Origin of the sequence: Paraburkholderia sp. BL25I1N1 (genome assembly GCF_003002025.1) — a bacterium.
Taxonomy (GTDB): Bacteria; Pseudomonadota; Gammaproteobacteria; order Burkholderiales; family Burkholderiaceae; genus Paraburkholderia.
Genome location: NZ_PVZB01000015.1, coordinates 97,534 through 117,380, shown reverse-complemented (window position 1 = coordinate 117,380; position 19,847 = coordinate 97,534). Strand labels below are relative to the sequence as shown.

Here is a 19,847-nt window from a genome sequence, read left to right as displayed (position 1 = left end):
TGATGACACCGATTCTTGTTTTCGACATCGAGACGATTCCCGATGTCGTCGGCATTCGCCGCCTCGAAGATTTGCCCGCCGACCTGAGCGACGCCGAAGTCGCTGAGCATGCGTTCGCCGCGCGCCGCGAAAAAACCGGTAGCGATTTCCTGCCGCATCATCTGCAGCGGATCGCGGCGATTTCCTGCGTGTTCCGCGACAACAATGGTTTCCGGGTGCGTTCGCTCGGCACACTGGAAGACGGCGAGGCGGCGCTGGTGCAGTCGTTTTATCGCGTGATCGAGAAGTACACGCCGCAGCTCGTGTCGTGGAACGGCGGCGGCTTCGACCTGCCGGTGCTGAACTACCGCGCGCTCGTCAACGGCATTCCCGCCTACAAGTTCTGGGATCTCGGCGAGGACGACCGCGAGTTCAAGTGGAACAACTACATCAGCCGCTACCACGCGCGTCACACGGATCTGATGGACGTGCTCGCCATGTACCAGGCGCGCGCCAACGCGCCGCTCGACGCGCTCGCCAAGATGTGCGGCTTCCCAGGCAAAATGGGCATGGACGGCAGTCAGGTGTGGCACGCGTATCAACAGGGGCGCATCGAGGAAATTCGCAATTACTGCGAGACCGACGTCGTCAACACATACTTGCTCTATTGCCGCTTCCAACTGATTCGCGGCGCATTTTCGCCCGCGGAGTATGCTGACGAGATCAACCTGGTCAAGAACGCACTGGCGCTGGAAACGGCGCCGCAATGGGCCGAGTATCTGGCGGCGTTTGACCAGTAAGCCGCTCGCGGTCGGGGCGTGACGTGTCTGCCCTGCGGCGGATTGCAGGGCCGCGGCGGTCCTTTCGTTCAGGATGCAAGTCGCTCGTGGTCTGCGAACTCGCGTTGCGCTCGGCCTCGACCCGCGCGGGGCCGTTCCCGCCGCGCCGAATGAAGGGCAGGCGCGGCGCTTCGTCTACAATCTCGCCTTTCCCCAAGTTTGTCAGGAAGTCGCAGGTGTCCCGAACTGCCCCCCATCGCCGCGCGCCGAAGCGCTCCAAGACGCCCCCGCCCGCGCCGGCACACGTTGTCACCGGCAACGAGCCGGTCATTGAAATCGTTTCGCTCGACATGGAAGCGCGCGGCGTCGGCCGCACCGAAACCGAAGACGGTACGTCCGGCAAGGTCATCTTTGTCGAAGGCGCGTTGCCCGGCGAGCGCGTCAGTTATTCGACGCATCGTAGCAAGCCCAAATTCGAGCAGGCCGAAGTGGTGCAAGTGTTCCGCGAAAGCGTGATGCGCACCAAGCCGAAATGCACTTACTTCGATATCTGCGGCGGCTGTTCGATGCAGCATCTCGACATTCGCGCGCAGGTGGCCGTCAAGCAGCGCGTGCTCGAAGACAACCTGCAGCATCTGGCGAAGCTGCGCCCGGAAACGGTGTTCCGGCCGATTCATGGGCCGTCCTGGGGTTATCGCTACCGTGCGCGTCTGGCCGTGCGTTTCCTGCCGGAAAAGGGCGGCATGCGGATCGGCTTCCATGAGAAGAAGAGCAGCTACATCGCCGACATGAAGACGTGCGAAGTGCTGCCGCCGCACGTGTCGGCCATGCTCATGCCATTGCGTTTCATGGTGCGCAAGCTGTCGATCTACGACCGCATGCCGCAGCTCGAACTGGCGGTCGGTTCATCCGTCACGGCGCTGGTGGTGCGCAACCTCGAGCCCATCACCGCTGCGGATGAGCAGGTGCTGCGTGATTTCGCCGACCAGCACAAGGTGCAGTTCTGGTTGCAGCCGGGCGGCCCGGACACGGTCACGCCGTTCTATCCGCTCGACGTACAGCTCGACTACACGCTGCCGGAATACGACATTCGTATGCCGTTCAAGCCGACCGATTTCACCCAGGTGAATCACGCCATCAACCGCGTGCTGGTGAGCCGCGCGCTGCGCTTGCTGGCGCCGGCGCGCACGGACCGGGTGCTCGATCTGTTCTGCGGGATCGGTAACTTCACGCTGCCGCTCGCGCGGATTTCGAGGGAGGTCGTGGGGATCGAAGGCAGCGAGGTGTTGACCTCGCGCGCGCTGGCTAATGCCGGGTTGAACGGCGTGGCGGGGCATACGTCGTTCGCGTGCCGCAACCTGTTCGAAGTCACCGCCGACGACATGCGCGCGCTCGGCCACTTCGACAAGTTCCTGATCGATCCGCCGCGCGAAGGCGCGCTGGCCGTCGCCAAGGCGCTGGTGGAGATCGCGCAGAGCGGCGTTGGACCGCTGCCTAAGCGCATCGTCTACGTCTCGTGCGCCCCGGCGACCCTCGCGCGCGACGCGGGTTTGCTCGTGCATGAGGCGGGCTATCGGCTGGTGGGGGCGGGCGTGGTCAATATGTTCCCGCACACGTCGCATGTGGAGTCGATTGCGTTGTTCGAGCGGGATTGAGCGGCGCTGGCGCGGCCGCGTGGCGCCTCGGCGACGTAAAGCAACGCAACGCACAAACAAAAACGCCACGACCGAAGTCGTGGCGTTTTTTTCCTGCTGATTCTCAATACGCGGTGAAGCTCAGAACTGCCACCACGACTTTTCCGTACCCGGACGTGCATGACCCGTGATGTACGGGCTGTCGGGGAAGGTGCCGGCCAGCACGCGCTTCGTGTCGTCGGCCAGTTGCGGCTGGTTCAGCTTCTGATACGACAGCATCATGATGTGCAGCGCGTCTTCGATAGCCGGTGCGTTCTTGTATTGCGTGAGCGCCAGTTGCGCGCGGTTGATTGCGGCGACATAAGCGCCACGGCGGTAGTAATAATCCGCTGCGTGAACTTCGTGCGACGCCAGCGCGTTCACGATATAGCGCATGCGTTGCGCGGCGTCCGGCGCATACTTGCTGTTCGGGTACTTGTCCACCACGACCTTGAACGCGTCGTACGACTCACGCAGCGACTTCGGATCGCGTTCGCTCATGTCCTGGCCGGAGAAGCGGCCGAACAGACCGAGGTCGTCGTTGAAGTGGATCATGCCCTTCAGGTAGTACGCGTAAGCGATGTCCGGATGATCCGGGTGCAGCTGGATGAAGCGGTCGATAGCCTGGTCGGCGGCGGCGTTTTCGTTGTCTTTCCAGTTGCAGTACGCAACGTTGATCTGCGCCTGTTGCGCGAAGTGGCCGAACGGATCGCGCCCCTCGAGCATTTCGAAGTACTTGGCGCACTTGCCGTAATCACCACCGGTCAAGGCGTCGTTCGCCTCCGTATATAATTTGTTGTTGTTCCACGTTGCCGTCTCGTCGGTCTTCTCCGGCAGGCCGTGGCAAGCCGCAACAACGGCGACGGCTGCGGCGCACGCAATGTATCCGGCCACTTTCCGGGCCGCCTTCTTGATGGCCGCCAAATTGATCGCCGCTTTAGTAATGGTGTTCAAGGCTCGCATTTTCCAGTCTAGCTTTACGTCCAGGTGACCCAGACTCAATGACCCGCTCAAATACTCCAGGCGCCGCAACCGGCGCCGGGAATAGCAACAAAGATTATAGCGTAAGCGCTGACCCCTCCGACGCGTTGGGCGTCGATTCCCTCGACGACGATCTCGGCAGCGACGCGCTCAGTGCCGCCGCTCTGCCCAGCCATGTGCCGACCGTGGCGAGCCGCGTGGCGGACGAAACGCCGCGCAGCGTCGCCGTGCCCGACGAGTTGGCCGGCGAGCGCCTCGACAAGGTGCTCGCGCGGGTTTTTCCCGAGTTCTCGCGTAATCGCCTGCAAAGCTGGATCGAGGCCGAGCGCGTGCGGATCGACGGCAAACCCGCGAAAATCCGCCAGCCCGTTCCGCTCGGCGCGACTATCGAACTCGTGCCGGATCTGCTGCCCGAGCAACTGGCGTTCACGCCGGAGCCGGTGCCGCTCGAAATCGTCTATGAAGACGACACGCTGGTGGTCATCAACAAGCCGGCCGGCATGGTCGTGCATCCGGCGGCCGGCAACTGGAGCGGCACGGTGCTCAACGGCCTGCTGTACCGCTACGGCGACGCTGCCGCGGGCCTGCCGCGCGCGGGCATCGTGCACCGGCTCGACAAGGAAACCTCGGGGCTGATGGTGGTGGCGCGCACGCTCGAGGCGCAGACCGACCTCGTGCGCCAGTTGCAGGCGCGCACGGTGAAGCGCCGCTATCTCGCGCTGGTGTGGGGCAACATGCCCGAAGAAGGCACGATCGACGCGCCGATCGGCCGCGATCCGCGCGAACGCACGCGCATGGCCGTGGTCACGAGCGCCTCGGGCAAGCCCGCGCGCACGCATTTCCGGCGCGTCGATTCGGCGATCTGGCAGCGTCAGCCGGTCACCGCGATTCATTGCGATCTGGAAACCGGGCGCACCCATCAGATTCGCGTGCATTGCGCGCATATCGGTCATCCGCTGCTCGGCGATCCGGTGTACGGGCGGGCCCGCGGCAAGCGCTCGGTCACACCGTTGCCCGACGGTTTCGCCCGCCAGGCGCTACATGCATGGCGCCTCGGTCTGATTCATCCGCAGACCGGCCGCACGATGCAATGGCGTGCGGATGCGCCGGCCGACATGGAAGCGCTGTCGGCCGCGCTCGGCCTCGGCCGCGACGACGCGGGCGAGTTCGACGAGACGTACTACGAGGAAGACGACTACGACGCGTCGCTCGACGAGGACGCCGATGAAGACGGCGCCCTGGATCACGGCGACATCGACGAACACGACGAACACGACGAACACGACGAGGACGATCACGCATGACCGCGCCCGAGCTGAGCTTTGCCGATGTCGTGCAACCCGCATGGAATGTCTCGCCGCGCGTGCGTGCGCTCGTCACGACCCGCGACGGCGGCGTGAGCGAAGCGCCATTCGGCCGCTGGCGGAACGGCGCGGATTTGCCCGGCGGCCTGAATCTGGGCATGAAATCCGGCGACGATCCGGCAGCGGTTGCGGCGAATCGTGAACGTCTGTTGAAGCTGGCCGGCGTGAGCGAGGCCGCGTGGCTCGAACAGATTCACGGCGCCGGCATCGTGCGGGCGGAAGACGTGCTCGCGCAAGCACATGCGAACGGCACGCCGACGCGCGCCGACGCCAGCGTCACCGATCGTCCCGGCACGGTGTGCGTCGTGATGGTGGCCGATTGCATGCCGGTGCTGTTCTGCGACGAAGCGGGCCGCGCGGTCGGCGCGGCGCACGCCGGGTGGCGCGGACTGGCGGCGGGCATCGTCGAACAGACGGCAGCGCGCGTCGCCGAGCTTGCCGGAGTCGAGGCGGGCGCATTGCACGCTTATCTCGGTCCGTCCATCGGTCCTGACGCCTTCGAAGTCGGCGCAGATGTACGTGACGCCTTCATGAACGGCGTGGACGCCGCACAACGCGAGGCGACGGCAAACGCCTTCGTCGAGCACCCGCGCAATCCCGGGAAATATCTGGCCGATCTTCCGGCGCTGGCGCGTTTGCGTCTGCAGCGGCTCGGCGTGGAGCGCATTGTCGGCGGCGATCTCTGCACGGTCACGCAGCGTGAGTGCTTCTATTCCTATCGCCGCGATCGCGAGACCGGCCGCATGGCCGCGCTGATCTGGCTGGACGCACAGGCGCAGTCGATCGCGGACTAAACCGCGACAGGCGTCGCGCGCGGTTTTTTTCGCGATCGCCAACACACATATGCCCGCATGCATGACATCGACACGGCGCGATGTCATGCATGCGGGCATGCTTGTCTGAGCATTACCATGTCTCGCACGACCCTTGCCCGCGAGCACCCGTATGAGGGTTTATTCGGAGAAGCCCGAGCGTTTTTGCTGCACTGCCGGAATTCCGCGCGCTGGCGTGAATCTGCCGCCAAAACTGTCCGCGCGCGAACGGATAAATGCACATAAGCCTATGCAATTTGGGAGCTTTTTCCGTTCTCGTGCGCGTCGAATTACGCATGTTCCAAAAGCGCGATCTTCTACACAGGGAAAACGATAATTAAAAAACTATCGCACTGCGGCAAAATCGGGAACAAGCATTGACATGCCTTGCGATGGGGAGCAAGAATGTTCCTCACGGCTCCTCGTACAAGGGACAGGGCGTGACGAGGTCGCGAGCTCTTGCTCACGTGCGCACGAGCCTGCCTCTCAACCCGTCCGCAAGGACTTACCGGTCAAAAGCAGGTATGGCAGCTTCACATTCCTCAGCTTCCCCCAGCACGGACTCCTCCACGGAGCACACGCAGCAGGCCGGTACGAGCGGTGCAACACCGGCCGCAGGCATGCAGCAGTTTATCGACGCCTGGATGAACGCATGGCGTTCACCCGGCGGCAGTAACATGCCTTTCGCCATGCCGCAGATGCCACTGGCAATGCCTCAGATGGGCTTGCCGCAGGGTTTCCCTCAGATGCCGTCGTTTCCCGGCATGCCGGACTTCAGCAAGCTGGCGGCAGGATCGATGCCCGGCATGCCGTCCTTCGCCGGCCTGAATATCCCGACCGCAGCCATTCCCTCCGAGCGTCTGCAGAAGTTGCAGGCTGACTATTCGCGCGAGGCAATGGAGCTGATTCAGCAAGCCACTACGTCAGTCACTCAGGCGCCTCAGCTCAAGGACCGCCGCTTCAGTTCCGACGCGTGGAGTTCGGCGCCGGCCTATGCGTTCACCGCGGCGTGGTATCTGTTGAACGCGCGCTATCTGCAGGAAATGGTCGACGCGCTCGACACCGAGCCCAAGGTGCGCGAGCGCATCCGTTTCGCCGTCCAGCAATGGACCGCGGCCGCCTCGCCGAGCAACTTCTTCGCCTTGAATCCGGAAGCGCAAAAGACCTTGCTCGACAGCAAGGGCGAGAGCCTGCGCCAGGGCGTGATGAACCTGCTCGGCGACCTGCAGCGCGGCAAGATTTCGCAGACCGACGAATCGGGTTTCGTGGTCGGTGAAAATCTCGCGAACACCGAAGGCTCGGTCGTGTTCGAAAACGATCTGATGCAGCTGATCCAGTACAAGCCGCGCACGGCGACCGTGCGTGAGCGGCCGCTGCTCATCGTGCCGCCTTGCATCAACAAGTTCTATATTCTCGATTTGCAACCCGAGAACTCGCTGGTCGCTCACGGGCTCGATTCGGGACACCAGGTGTTCCTGATTTCGTGGCGCAACGCCGATCAATCTATCGCGCATAAAACGTGGGACGACTACATCAGCGAGGGCGTGCTTACCGCCATCGACACGGTCAGCAAGATCAGTGGCCGCGAGCAGATCAACACGCTCGGGTTCTGCGTCGGCGGCACGATGCTCGCCACGGCGCTGGCAGTGGCCGCCGCGCGTGGCGAACATCCGGCGGCGTCCATGACGCTGCTCACCGCCATGCTCGATTTCTCGGACACGGGCGTGCTCGACGTGTTCGTCGACGAACAGCATGTGCAGATGCGCGAGCAGACCATTGGCGGCAAGAACGGTACGCCGCCGGGGCTGATGCGCGGCCTCGAGTTCGCCAACACCTTCTCGTTCCTGCGCCCGAACGATCTGGTGTGGAACTACGTCGTCGACAATTACCTTAAAGGCCGCACGCCGGTGCCGTTCGACCTGCTGTACTGGAACAGTGATTCGACCAGCCTGCCGGGCCCGATGTATGTCTGGTATCTGCGCAATACGTATCTCGAGAATCGTCTGCGCGAGCCGGGTGCGTTGACCACTTGCGGCCAGCCGATCGATCTGTCGAAGATCGACGTGCCCACCTTCATCTACGGTTCACGCGAAGACCATATCGTGCCGTGGCAATCAGCGTACGCGTCGGTGCCGCTCCTTAGCGGGCCGTTGAAGTTCGTGCTCGGCGCGTCGGGTCACATCGCGGGTGTGATCAATCCGCCCGCGAAGAAAAAACGCAACTTCTGGATGCTGGAAGGCGACGTCAAGACGCTGCCGGAGAACCCGGAAGAATGGCTCGATCAGGCTACCGAAGTCCCGGGCAGCTGGTGGCCTGAATGGACCACGTGGCTCGACCAGTACGGCGGCAAGAAGGTGAAGCCGCGCGCCACCGCCGGCTCGGCTGAGTTCCCGGTGATCGAAGCGGCGCCCGGGCGTTACGTGCGGCAGCGGGAGTAGGTTTGAACGCGCTTCACGGCGCGGTTGTTTGCGATGTGAGTGAGCGTCTGCTTGAGTTGGCGCGTGACTAAGAGCAACGAGATTTTTAACTTGACGGGCAGCGGCGCATGAGGCCGACCGCCCGGAGGAAATGGAAATGACTGATGTTGTGATCGTATCGGCCGCTCGTACGGCAGTGGGCAAATTCGGCGGGTCGCTGGCGAAGATCGCCGCACCCGAACTCGGTGCCACGGTAATTCGCGCCGTCCTCGAGCGGGCCGGTCTGAAACCGGAGCAGGTTAGCGAAGTGATCATGGGTCAGGTGCTCACGGCCGGCTCGGGCCAGAATCCGGCGCGTCAGGCTGTGATCAAGGCCGGCTTGCCTACGGCTGTGCCCGGCATGACGATCAACGTGGTGTGCGGCTCGGGCCTGAAGGCGGTGATGCTCGCGGCGAACGCCATCATCGCGGGTGACGCGGATATCGTGGTGGCCGGCGGTCAGGAAAACATGAGCGCGGCGCCGCATGTGCTGCCGGGTTCGCGCGACGGTTTCCGCATGGGCGACGCGAAGCTGGTCGACTCGATGATTGTCGACGGCCTGTGGGATGTCTACAACCAGTACCACATGGGCATGACGGCGGAAAACGTCGCCAAGGAATACGGCATCACGCGCGAGCAGCAGGACGCGTTCGCGGCACTGTCGCAGAACAAGGCGGAAGCCGCGCAGAAGGCGGGCCGTTTCGACGACGAAATCGTGCCGGTCGAAATTCCGCAACGCAAGGGCGAGCCGCTGCGTTTCGCCACCGACGAGTTCGTGCGCCATGGCGTGACGGCTGAGTCGCTGGCTGGCCTGAAGCCGGCGTTCTCGAAGGAAGGCTCGGTCACGGCGGCGAACGCGTCGGGTCTGAACGACGGCGCGGCGGCGGTGCTGGTGATGTCGGCGAAGAAGGCTGAAGCGCTCGGCCTCAAGCCGCTCGCGCGCATCAAGGCATACGCCACCTCGGGTCTTGATCCCAAGGTGATGGGCATGGGTCCGGTGCCGGCCTCACGCCGCTGTCTGGAACGCGCGGGCTGGACGCCGGCCGATCTGGACCTGATGGAAATCAACGAAGCGTTTGCCGCGCAGGCGTGCGCCGTGAATCAGCAAATGGGCTGGGACACGTCGAAGATCAACGTGAATGGCGGCGCCATCGCGATCGGCCATCCGATCGGCGCGTCCGGTTGCCGGGTTCTCGTCACGCTGCTGCACGAAATGCAGAAGCGCGATGCGAAGAAGGGTCTCGCGTCGCTGTGTATCGGCGGCGGCATGGGTGTGGCGCTGGCGCTCGAGCGCGCCTGAGCAGGGGCGCGTGGCGGGCGCCGCGGGCGCCGGTCATGCGCCGGATGAAACGTTGCCGCGCGCTGTAGCGCGCGGTCAGCGGAGGCCTCGTCAGCCGGTCGCCCGGCGGCAGTGGAGATGAAGTACAGGCGAGGGAAGAGGCAGCCAGTCGGCGCCTCGAAAACGATAACGGAGTGTAGTTTATGACACAGCGAATTGCGTACGTAACGGGCGGGATGGGTGGCATCGGCACGAGCATTTGCCAGCGGCTGCACAAAGAGGGCTATAAGGTCGTCGCGGGCTGCGGCCCGAACTCGCCGCGCCGCGTGAAGTGGCTCGAAGAGCAAAAGGCCTTGGGCTTCGATTTCGTCGCGTCCGAAGGCAATGTCGGCGACTGGGAGTCGACCAAGTCCGCGTTCGACAAGGTCAAGGCCGAAGTCGGCGAGATCGACATTCTGGTGAACAACGCCGGTATTACGCGCGACGTCGTGTTCCGCAAGATGACGCACGAAGATTGGACGGCGGTGATCGACACCAACCTGACCAGCCTCTTCAACGTCACCAAGCAGGTGATCGACGGCATGGTCGAGCGTGGCTTTGGGCGCATCATCAACATTTCGTCGGTGAACGGCCAGAAGGGCCAGTTCGGCCAGACCAACTACTCGACCGCGAAGGCCGGCATTCACGGCTTCACGATGTCGCTGGCGCAGGAAGTGGCCACCAAGGGCGTGACGGTCAACACCGTGTCGCCGGGCTACATCGGCACCGATATGGTCAAGTCGATCCGCCCCGACGTGCTGGAAAAGATCGTCGCGACAATCCCGGTGCGCCGTCTCGGCCAGCCGGACGAAATCGGCTCGATCGTGGCATGGCTGGCATCGGAAGAATCGGGTTTCTCCACGGGCGCTGATTTTTCGCTGAACGGCGGTTTGCATATGGGCTGAGTCACCGGCGCGCCGCTCACAAGGCAGCGCGCTACGGCTCAGATGGTTCGGCGGCGTCTCGACTGCGCAAAGGCCCGATTGCGCAGTCGCTGACGCCGTTTCCACGCTCAACTTGCGCTCAAGGGCGTTACATGACCACTACTACAAAGAAAACAGCCGAACGACTGATCAAGAAATATCCGAATCGTCGGCTCTACGATACCGAGACAAGCACGTACATCACGCTGACGGACGTCAAACAGCTCGTGCTGGATCAGGAGGATTTCAAGGTCATCGATGCCAAGAGCAACGAGGACCTGACGCGCGCCATCCTGTTGCAGATCATTCTCGAAGAAGAGAGCGGCGGCTTGCCGATGTTCTCCTCGTCGATGCTGTCGCAGATCATCCGCTTCTACGGTCATGCGATGCAGGGCATGATGGGCACGTATCTGGAAAAGAACATCCAGGCCTTCATCGACATTCAGGCGAAGCTCGCCGACCAGTCGAAGAATCTGTACGAAGGCAAGGCGATGAACCCCGAGGTCTGGTCGCAGTTCATGAACATGCAGGCGCCGATGATGCAGGGCATGATGACCAGCTATATCGAGCAGTCGAAAAACATGTTCGTGCAGATGCAGGAGCAGATGCAGAACCAGGCGAAATCGATGTTCGCCACATTTCCGTTTACGCCGGGTGGCGCGGTCAGTGCCGGCAATCCCGGAAGTGCTCCAACCAATCCGCAGGGTAGCCCGGAAGTTGATCCGGAGGCGGAGAAGAAGTAGGGGCGATCAGACGAGCGGGGTGTCGCGGCGTTGGGGTGTCGTCGGGAAGCGCCCCGGAGTTTTGACGCTTCGCATGCGCGGCCCTCGCCAGGACTGAGCGGCCGGCCGCGGCCGATCCGCTGCAGGCGCGGTACAATCGCCGGCTGCGTGTGTGGGGCATTTCCTCGGAGAGGGCGCTCTGGCCGCCAACTTCATCCCCATTCCGATCGTCGATCTCATGTTTTACGGACGCCCCGTTTATCCTCAGGAAACGCGCCATTTCCCGGCGCCCATTTCCGCATGAGCCGCCTCTATCTCGCCCCCATGGAAGGTCTCGCGGACTACGTCTTGCGTGACGTGCTGACCGGCATCGGCGGATTCGACGGATGCGTCTCCGAGTTCATTCGCGTGACGGGCTCGGTGCTTCCCACCCGCGTCTACGAGCGGGAAGCGCCCGAAGTGCTCGACGGAGCCTACACGCCCAACGGCACGCCGATGGTCATCCAGCTGCTCGGCAGCGACCCCGAATGGATGGCCCTGAACGCGGCCCACGCGGCCACCTTGTCGCCGCATGGCATCGATCTGAACTTCGGATGTCCCGCCAAGGTCGTGAATCAGCACGGCGGCGGAGCCATGCTGCTGGCCGACCCTGAACAGTTGAACCGGATCGTGTCGGCGGTACGCGCCGCGGTGCCGGCCGGCATCGCGGTGACGGCAAAAATGCGCCTCGGCGTGTCCGACACGTCGCTTGCAATTGATTGCGCCACGGCGCTGACGGAAGGCGGCGCGGCCTCGCTGGTCGTCCACGCCAGAACGCGGGATCACGGCTACCGGCCGCCCGCCCACTGGGAGTGGATCGCGCGCATCGACGCCGCCGTGGACGTGCCGGTGATCGCGAACGGAGAAGTCTGGACGGTGGCCGACTGGGAGCGCTGCCGCGCGGTCAGCGGTTGTGCGGACGTGATGATCGGACGCGGCGCCGTCTCGGACCCTTTCCTGGCACTGAGAATCCGCGGACTGATGGAGCGCTCGCCATCCGACGGGGACTGGCAGGACGTGCTGAGTCACATCGCCGGTTATCTGCGGAAATTGCAGGCCCGTGTCGTTTCCCGGCACGAGCATGGGCGCGTCAAAAAGTGGCTCAGCTATCTGCAACGGACCTGGCCGCAGGCCGCCGAGTTGCATGCGGCGATCCGCCGGGTGCAGGATTCGCACGAAATTCTGGAAGTGATCGAGCGTGCTTTGGGCGTCGGTCAATTAACGGCGACACATCAATCCGGGCACCTTTCACAGCGCAATCCAGCCGACCTCGCGGTCGTTTGAGGGCGAAAATTCAAAGACTTACGAGCGGCAGCCTTGGCGAACCGCTACAATTCAAGGTTTAACGTCTTCAAGCGGTCCCCCATGTCTGCCACACCCACGATTGTCCCGACTGCCACGCCCAAGGTCGGATTCGTTAGCCTTGGCTGCCCGAAAGCCCTGGTCGATTCCGAGCAGATCATCACTCAACTGCGCGCCGAAGGTTACGAAATTTCCGGCACATACGACGGCGCGGACCTCGTGGTCGTCAATACCTGCGGCTTCATCGACGAAGCGGTGCAGGAAAGTCTCGACGCGATCGGCGAGGCGCTCAACGAAAACGGCAAGGTCATCGTGACCGGCTGTCTCGGCGCGAAGAAAAGCGCGAGCGGCTCGGGGCTGATCGAAGAAGTGCATCCCAAGGTGCTGGCCGTGACCGGCCCGCACGCGCTCGGCGAAGTGATGCAGCACGTGCACACCCATCTGCCGAAGCCGCACGATCCGTTCGTCGACCTGGTGCCGGCCGCCGGCGTGAAACTCACGCCGCGTCATTACGCGTACCTGAAGATTTCCGAAGGCTGCAATCACCGCTGCACGTTCTGCATCATCCCGTCCATGCGCGGCGACCTCGTGTCGCGTCCCGTCGCCGACGTGATGCTCGAAGGGGAAAATCTGTTCAAGTCGGGCGTGAAGGAACTGCTGGTGATTTCGCAGGACACGAGCGCGTACGGCGTGGACGTCAAATATCGCACGGGTTTCTGGAACGGCAAGCCGATCAAGACGCGCATGACCGACCTGGTCGGCGCGCTCGGCGAACTCGCCGCGCAATACGGCGCGTGGGTGCGTTTGCACTACGTGTATCCGTACCCGAGCGTCGACGAAGTGATTCCGATGATGGCCGAAGGTCCGTACAAGGGCCACGTGCTGCCATATCTCGACGTGCCGTTCCAGCATGCGCATCCGGAAGTGTTGAAGCGCATGAAGCGCCCGGCCAACGCCGAGAAAGTGCTGGAGCGCGTGAAGAAATGGCGCGAAATGTGCCCGGATCTGACCATCCGCAGCACGTTCATCGCCGGCTTCCCCGGTGAGACCGAAGAGCAGTTCCAGACGTTGCTCGACTTTATCCGCGAGGCGGAACTGGATCGCGTCGGCTGCTTCGCCTATTCGCCGGTCGAAGGCGCGACGGCCAACGAACTCGATGGCGCGTTGCCTGACGAAGTGCGCGAAGAGCGTCGTGCGCGTTTCATGGAAGTCGCCGAGGAAGTATCGGCCAAGCGTATCGCGAAGAAGGTTGGCAAGACGCTGAAGGTGCTGGTCGACGAAATCAACGCCGACGGCGGCATCGGCCGCACCGCGGCTGACGCGCCGGAGATCGACGGCGTCGTGTATATCGCTCCGGCTGCGAAGGCGTCGAAGCGCTACAAGGTCGGCGATTTCGTGTCGGTGAAAATCACCGGCGCCGACGGTCACGACTTGTGGGGCGAGGTTTAATCGATGACGGCCAGCACGACCGCAATGCCGCAATCCGGGCGTCCCGAAATCCTCGCGCTCGGCGAGGCGATGATCGAATTCAACCAGTCGGCCAAAGACCAGCCGAACTATCTGCAAGGTTTCGGCGGCGATACGTCGAACTTCTGTATCGCGGCTGCACGACAAGGCGCGCGGACCGGTTTCGTGTCGGCGGTCGGCGCGGATCACTTCGGACGTTTGCTGGTCGATCTGTGGGAGCGTGAACAAGTAGACACGTCGCTGGTGCGCGTCGATCCGCGGGCGTCCACGGGGGTGTATTTCGTGTCGCACGGCCCGAACGGCCACGCATTCGACTATCTGCGCGCCGGCTCGGCCGCGAGCCGCTACGCGCCGCACGATCTGCCGCTCGACGCGATCGCCGCAGCCAAGGTGATTCATCTGTCGGGCATCAGTCTCGCGATCAGTCTTAGCGCGTGCGACGCAGCGTTGGAAGCGATCGCGCATGCGCGCGCCAACGGCGTGCGCGTGAGCTTCGACACCAATCTGCGTCTGAAGCTTTGGCCGCTCGCGCGGGCGCGCGCGGTGATGCTCGAAGCGATCCGTCAGACCGATATCTGCCTGCCGAGTTGGGACGACGTCACCGACCTCACGGGCCTGACCGGCCGTGACGAAATCGTCGATTTCCTGCTGTCGCACGGCCCGAGTGTGGTTGCGCTGAAGCTCGGCAAAGAGGGCTCGTATATCGCGACGCCGAACGAGCGGCGCGTCGTGCCGGGCCACGTCGTCAATGCCGTCGATGCAACCGGCGCGGGCGACTGCTTCGGCGGCGCATTCATCGCGCGCATCGTCGCGGGCGACGATCCGTTTGCCGCGGCGCGTTACGCGAACGTCGCCGCTGCGCTGTCCACGCAAGGTTACGGCGCGGTGGCGCCGATTCCTTCGCGCGCGACGGTCGAACAACTTCTGGCGGGCTGAATACGCGCGCTACAGAGCGCCACCCGCCGAGGCAAGATCATCTTGAGAGACTAAAGAGGAGCGAGCGATGCAACGGGACGTAGTGGTGGTAAGCGGTGTGCGTACGGCAATCGGCGGTTTCGGCGGCAGCCTGAAGGATTTTTCGCCGACCGATCTCGGCGCATGCGTGGTGCGCGAAGTGCTGGCGCGCGCCAACGTGTCGGGCGACGAAGTCGGCCACGTGGTGTTCGGCAACGTCGTGCACACCGAACCGAAAGACATGTACCTGGCGCGCGTGGCCGCAATCAACGGCGGCGTTGCGCAACATGCGCCGGCGTTGACGGTGAACCGTCTGTGCGGCTCCGGCCTGCAGGCTATCGTGTCGGCCGCGCAAAGCGTGCTGCTTGGCGACGCCGACATTGCGATCGGCGGCGGCGCGGAAAACATGAGCCGCGCGCCTTACTCCATGCCGGCCGCGCGCTTCGGTCAACGCATGGGCGACGCGCGCCTCGTCGATATGATGGTCGGCGCGCTGAACGACCCGTTCCAGTCGATCCATATGGGCGTGACCGCCGAGAACGTCGCGCGTAAATACGACATCTCGCGCGAAGCACAGGACGCGCTCGCCCTCGAATCGCATCGCCGCGCGGCCAACGCGATCACGAGCGGCTACTTCAAACAACAGATTCTGCCGATCACGATTCGGTCGAAGAAAGGCGACGTCGTGTTCGACACGGACGAACACGCGCGCATGAACGCGTCGGCGGAAGATTTTTCCAAGCTGAAGCCGGTGTTCGCGAAAGAAAACGGCACGGTGACGGCGGGCAATGCGTCGGGCATCAACGACGCCGCCGCGGCGGTCGTGCTGATGGAGCGCAGCCTCGCCGAACAGCGTGGCATCAAGCCGCTGGCGCGGCTGGTGTCGTACGCGCATGCCGGCGTCGATCCGGCGTACATGGGCATCGGTCCGGTGCCGGCCACACGCCGCGCGCTCGAGCGCGCCGGGCTGACGGTCGCCGACCTCGACGTGATCGAGGCCAACGAAGCGTTCGCCGCTCAGGCCTGCGCGGTCAGCAAGGAACTGGGCTTCGATCCGGCCAAGGTCAATCCGAACGGCTCGGGCATTTCGCTCGGCCACCCGATCGGCGCGACCGGTGCGCTCATCACTGTCAAGGCGCTGCACGAGCTGCAGCGGATCGGCGGGCGTTATGCGCTGGTTACGATGTGTATTGGCGGCGGGCAAGGCATCGCGGCGATCTTCGAACGGATCTGAAGCGCGGCATGTCGGCCGTAAGTAGTATCGAGCAAAGGAAAGGAAGGATGCGGGAATTGAAAGCGATGAAGGGTGCGGTGCGCCGGCGCGGTTGGTGGATGACGAGCGCTGCCGTATTGATGTGTGCCGGTGCGGCGACGACGCTGCCCGCGCAGGCGTGGGCGGAGAGCGACGCGGTGAAGGCGTTGGCGGCACCTCCGCCGATCCAGTTGCCACTCAAGCCGAGCCCCGAATTCGCGAAGTTCCCGCGCTACGCCGGCATGCTGGGTTCACGCCAGATCGTGCTGAAGCTCGGCCCGAAAAGCGACGACCCGTCGGGCGTGCACGGCGAGTATCAGTTCACGGACACCGGCGCGGTGATCCTGATCGCGGGCGACCGGGATGGCGATACGCTCGAAGTCGAGGAATCGAACGACGGCACCCATATCACCGGCAACTGGGTCGGCAAGTTCGCAGCGGACGGCTCGGTGGCGGGCGAGCGCATGAACGTCGATGATTCCGACCCGCAGCCGTTCGACCTGAAGCCGCTGGCGGCAGGGCAGGCGGTGCCGCCTCCGGGCGCACCGGTGGCCGCGGCCGCGACGAACGAGGCTACGGCGCAGCCTTCCGCTGGCGCCGCCACGGTGCCCGCTTCGAGCGCCGCTGCTGCCGGCGGCCACGCCGTGGGCGGCGTCAGCAACCTGCGAACCGGCGAGTGAACCCACAGCCGCGTGGCGCCCGACCGCTCGCGCGCTGTGTCGCGAGCGAAATCCCGCAGGCTCGTCTACTCTTGCGTGGGCGGCGCTCGCCCTGACACCGCGCGCCCTCCGTTTCCGTCTGCTTCTCACCAGAATTCACCATGACTCAATCCAAACTCCAACGCGAACTGCAAACCCGCATCGTACGTGCCGAGGATCAGCTCACGCCGGGCTTCGAATCGTTCTCGATGCCGGTCACGCGGGCGTCGACGGTCGTGTTCCCCGATCTCGCGACCATGCGCGCGCTTGACTGGAAAAACGATGCGCAATGGCGCTACGGGCTGCATGCCACGCCGACGTCGCTCGCGCTCGCGCAGCGCCTCGCCACCATCGAGGGCGGCAATCATGCGTTGCTGCAGCCGTCGGGGCTGTCGTCGATCTCGAACGTGTACTTCGGCCTCGTCAAGGCCGGCGACGACGTGCTGATTCCCGATAACGTCTATTCGCCGAATCGCGATCACGGCGACTGGCTGGCGCGCGATTTCGGCATCACCGTGCGTTACTACGATCCGATGATCGGCGCGGGAATCGCCGCGCTGATCCAGCCGAATACGCGCCTGATCTGGCTCGAAGCGCCCGGCTCGGTGACCATGGAAGTAGCCGACGTGCCCGCCATCACCGCGGCGGCGCGCGCGCGCAACGTCGTCACCGCAATCGACAACACGTGGTCGGCGGGGCTCGGTTTCCGGCCGTTCGATCACGGCGTCGACATCTCGGTGCAGGCGCTCACGAAATATCAATCGGGCGGCGGCGATGTGCTGATGGGCGCGACCATTACCGTCGATCGCGAACTGCATCTGAAGCTGAAGGCGGCGCGCATGCGCATGGGCATCGGCGTTTCGTCGGACGACTGCTCGCTGATTCTACGCAGCCTGCCGAGCATGCAACTACGCTTCGAGCAGCATGACCGCGCGGCGCTCGGCCTGGCCAAATGGCTGAAGACGCGGCCGGAAATTGCCGCGGTGTTGCACCCGGCGCTCTCCGACTGTCCGGGCCATGAGTTTTATAAGCGTGACTTCACGGGCGCGGGCGGGCTGTTTTCCGTCGTGTTCGACGGCCGCTACAGCGCGGCGCAAATCGACACGTTCTGCGAGTCGCTCGAACTGTTCTCGCTCGGCTGGAGCTGGGGCGGTGCGCACAGTCTCGTGATGCCGTACGACGTCGCGTCGATGCGCACGGCGGGCCAATGGCCGCACGGCGGGACGCTGGTGCGGTTCTATATCGGCCTCGAAGCCGAGGCGGACCTGCGTGCGGATATCGAGCAGTCTCTGGCGGCGCTGGGATAACGCTAGATCGACTTTTTTCCGTTTGGAAAAGTGAACCCATCGGGACATGTTCCCGGTGGGTTTTTTCTTGTCAAGATAGCCAGTAAGCCTAACCATTCGGCCGAATGTTCGGCGTGCGGTCTCGACGCTACGATGGTGCGCATCCCAACTTACGGTTGCCGCACTATGGTGAGCTTCGATGAATCTTTTCTTCTGGGTGTTGCTGAATCTCGGCGTGCCGATCATCGGCCCGATCTTTACGCTAGTGCTCGTCGCGCCCGCGCACGGCTGGCACGTCGCAAAGGCGTTGATTGCCGGCTCGGTGAAAGACGGCCAACTGTTCTGGTGTGCGATCGGCTTGTGCGCGTCGGCGGTCTATGAAGTGGTGACGGCGCTGGAGCGTGGCAGTGCCGAGGCACCGGTTCTGGCGTACTACGCAGCCGGATTGTGCGTGGCGGCATTCACCTGTTCCAGCCTCGTGATGTCGGGTCTGGTCAATACGCATTACGAACGGACCAAGGCGAAGGCGCCGCCGCGAAACAAACCATTTGCTGATGGAGCTTTCTCGCGCATGGAGATAGCTATGTCAATCCTCTTCGCTTGCGGCGCTGCCTTTATATTGGCATTCCTACATGTGCACCTGAGATAGATTTTTTAGATAGTGCAGCATTTATACTTGTCCTCTCAAAGGAGGCTCTCGTGAAAAAAATGACAATGTGGCTGACAGTAGAGGAAAACTACGCGCGCTTTCTGAAGTGGTGTGGGATCATCGGTGTCGTCGATTTCGCCAGCATGCTGGCGTTAATCGCAGTGGACGTTCTGAAAAAATGACATCACTGCCGGGCGCTGGCCGCCATTGCGTCGGCCAGCGCATCCAACCGGCATCAGAACAGCCGCAGCAAGCCATCCAGGCCGACATAGTTGAACGCCACGCTAGCCGCTTCGCGCACCACCGGCTTCGCACGGAACGCAACGGAGAGCCCGGCTTCGGCCATCATTTTCAGATCGTTGGAGCCATCGCCCATGGCAATGGCGCGGCTCGTTTCAATGCCCAGTTGCGCGCATGTTTCGCGCAGCGTGCGCGCTTTGACATCGGCATTGACAATCTCGCCGACCACCTTGCCGGTCAGTTTGCCATCCACGATTTCAAGCGTGTTGGCGCGAGTGAAATCAAGGCCCAGCCGTGCCTTCAGTTTCTCGGTGAAGAAGTTGAATCCGCCCGACACCAGCAGCGTTTTCAACCCGGCCGCCTTCGCGCCAGGCAACATCCGCTCGGCGCCCGGCGTGAGTTGCAGCCGCTCTTCGTACACACGTTCCAGCGCGCTTGCGTCGAGGCCTTCGAGTAGCGCCACGCGGCGTGTCAGGCTTTCGTTGAAGTCCTTGATTTCGCCGCGCATCGAGGCTTCGGTGATCGCGGCCACTTCCGCTTTCAGTCCGCAGAAGTCCGCAATCTCATCAATACATTCGATCGTGATCAGCGTCGAATCCATGTCCATCGCCACTAGCCCGAAGTCGCGCAGCTGGCGGCCAGCTTCGACAAACGCGTAGTCCAGTTGATGCGTGCCGCAATAGACGTCGAGGTCGGCGCGCTGGGCGATGTTGGCGTCCGCAATGCGAATCGCGTTCGCGTCGACGACGCTGGCGTGCGAACCGCGCGCCAGCGCGACGAGTGCTTTGTGATGGTCGGCGGAAAGGGGCGCGGGGCTTTGAATGACGAGGTTCATGGACGACGACGCAGTAACGCGGAAAAGGACGGCGCGCGGCGCGCGCGGAAAATCCCGCTATTGTAACGGTTCGCCGGTTGGCCTTGCCGCTGGCGATCCGCTCGGAGAGCGGGACCGC

The 19,847-nt window shown here is 63.5% G+C and carries 18 protein-coding genes; 16 read left to right on the top strand and 2 right to left on the bottom strand.

Annotation, left to right across the window (positions count from 1 at the left end; genetic code table 11):
• The first annotated feature begins 2 nt into the window (after positions 1-2).
• Together B0G73_RS22845 and rlmD are read left to right on the top strand one after the other, a co-directional pair.
• Positions 3-779, top strand: coding sequence for a 3'-5' exonuclease (locus B0G73_RS22845; RefSeq protein WP_106283538.1), 777 nt, complete (start codon positions 3-5; stop codon positions 777-779).
• 215 nt (positions 780-994) lie between these two features.
• Positions 995-2,413, top strand: coding sequence for a 23S rRNA (uracil(1939)-C(5))-methyltransferase RlmD (gene rlmD, locus B0G73_RS22840; RefSeq protein WP_106283537.1), 1,419 nt, complete (start codon positions 995-997; stop codon positions 2,411-2,413).
• A 120-nt stretch (positions 2,414-2,533) separates the two neighbouring features.
• Here the strand turns inward: rlmD and B0G73_RS22835 are convergent, their stop codons facing one another.
• Complete coding sequence (locus tag B0G73_RS22835; RefSeq protein ID WP_106283536.1) at positions 2,534-3,394, bottom strand: outer membrane protein assembly factor BamD; 861 nt, start codon at positions 3,392-3,394, stop codon at positions 2,534-2,536.
• A gap of 38 nt (positions 3,395-3,432) precedes the next feature.
• Here B0G73_RS22835 and B0G73_RS22830 point away from each other — a divergent pair, with 38 nt between their 5' ends.
• The 14 genes from B0G73_RS22830 (at position 3,433) to B0G73_RS41390 (ending at position 18,836) form a co-directional block, all read left to right on the top strand.
• Positions 3,433-4,716: an RluA family pseudouridine synthase gene (locus B0G73_RS22830; protein WP_106283535.1), complete on the top strand. Its 1,284-nt coding sequence runs from the start codon at positions 3,433-3,435 to the stop codon at positions 4,714-4,716.
• Complete coding sequence (gene pgeF / locus B0G73_RS22825) at positions 4,713-5,570, top strand: peptidoglycan editing factor PgeF (RefSeq protein WP_106283534.1); 858 nt, start codon at positions 4,713-4,715, stop codon at positions 5,568-5,570. Before B0G73_RS22830 ends, pgeF begins: the two co-directional genes overlap by 4 nt.
• 638 nt (positions 5,571-6,208) lie before the next feature.
• On the top strand, positions 6,209-8,026 hold the full coding sequence (gene phaC / locus B0G73_RS22820) for a class I poly(R)-hydroxyalkanoic acid synthase (protein WP_106283533.1): 1,818 nt from the start codon (positions 6,209-6,211) through the stop codon (positions 8,024-8,026).
• 136 nt (positions 8,027-8,162) lie between these two features.
• Positions 8,163-9,344 (top strand): acetyl-CoA C-acetyltransferase, encoded by a 1,182-nt coding sequence (locus tag B0G73_RS22815; RefSeq protein ID WP_106283648.1) that lies wholly within the window; start codon positions 8,163-8,165, stop codon positions 9,342-9,344.
• Between the two features lie 182 nt (positions 9,345-9,526).
• A complete protein-coding gene (locus tag B0G73_RS22810) occupies positions 9,527-10,267 on the top strand; it encodes a 3-ketoacyl-ACP reductase (RefSeq protein ID WP_106283532.1) in 741 nt (246 codons plus the stop codon).
• Between the two features lie 131 nt (positions 10,268-10,398).
• Positions 10,399-11,028, top strand: a complete 630-nt coding sequence (phaR, locus tag B0G73_RS22805; protein WP_106283531.1) for a polyhydroxyalkanoate synthesis repressor PhaR — start codon at positions 10,399-10,401, stop codon at positions 11,026-11,028.
• 279 nt (positions 11,029-11,307) lie between these two features.
• The gene (locus tag B0G73_RS22800) at positions 11,308-12,330 is read left to right on the top strand and encodes a tRNA-dihydrouridine synthase (protein ID WP_106283530.1); all 1,023 of its coding nucleotides are present in this window, start codon (positions 11,308-11,310) and stop codon (positions 12,328-12,330) included.
• Between the two features lie 81 nt (positions 12,331-12,411).
• On the top strand, positions 12,412-13,797 hold the full coding sequence (rimO, locus tag B0G73_RS22795) for a 30S ribosomal protein S12 methylthiotransferase RimO (RefSeq protein WP_106283529.1): 1,386 nt from the start codon (positions 12,412-12,414) through the stop codon (positions 13,795-13,797).
• A 3-nt stretch (positions 13,798-13,800) separates the two neighbouring features.
• Complete coding sequence (locus B0G73_RS22790) at positions 13,801-14,751, top strand: sugar kinase (RefSeq protein ID WP_106283528.1); 951 nt, start codon at positions 13,801-13,803, stop codon at positions 14,749-14,751.
• A gap of 67 nt (positions 14,752-14,818) precedes the next feature.
• Positions 14,819-16,003, top strand: coding sequence for a beta-ketothiolase BktB (gene bktB / locus B0G73_RS22785; protein ID WP_106283527.1), 1,185 nt, complete (start codon positions 14,819-14,821; stop codon positions 16,001-16,003).
• Between the two features lie 47 nt (positions 16,004-16,050).
• The gene (locus B0G73_RS22780; protein ID WP_106283526.1) at positions 16,051-16,701 is read left to right on the top strand and encodes a hypothetical protein; all 651 of its coding nucleotides are present in this window, start codon (positions 16,051-16,053) and stop codon (positions 16,699-16,701) included.
• Between the two features lie 140 nt (positions 16,702-16,841).
• Positions 16,842-18,026, top strand: a complete 1,185-nt coding sequence (locus B0G73_RS22775; protein WP_106283525.1) for a cystathionine beta-lyase — start codon at positions 16,842-16,844, stop codon at positions 18,024-18,026.
• Positions 18,027-18,204: 178 nt separating this feature from the next.
• Complete coding sequence (locus tag B0G73_RS22770) at positions 18,205-18,654, top strand: hypothetical protein (RefSeq protein WP_106283524.1); 450 nt, start codon at positions 18,205-18,207, stop codon at positions 18,652-18,654.
• A gap of 50 nt (positions 18,655-18,704) precedes the next feature.
• The gene (locus B0G73_RS41390; protein WP_258193421.1) at positions 18,705-18,836 is read left to right on the top strand and encodes a hypothetical protein; all 132 of its coding nucleotides are present in this window, start codon (positions 18,705-18,707) and stop codon (positions 18,834-18,836) included.
• Between the two features lie 53 nt (positions 18,837-18,889).
• Here the strand turns inward: B0G73_RS41390 and serB are convergent, their stop codons facing one another.
• A complete protein-coding gene (gene serB, locus B0G73_RS22765) occupies positions 18,890-19,729 on the bottom strand; it encodes a phosphoserine phosphatase SerB (protein ID WP_106283523.1) in 840 nt (279 codons plus the stop codon).
• Positions 19,730-19,847 lie beyond the last annotated feature (118 nt).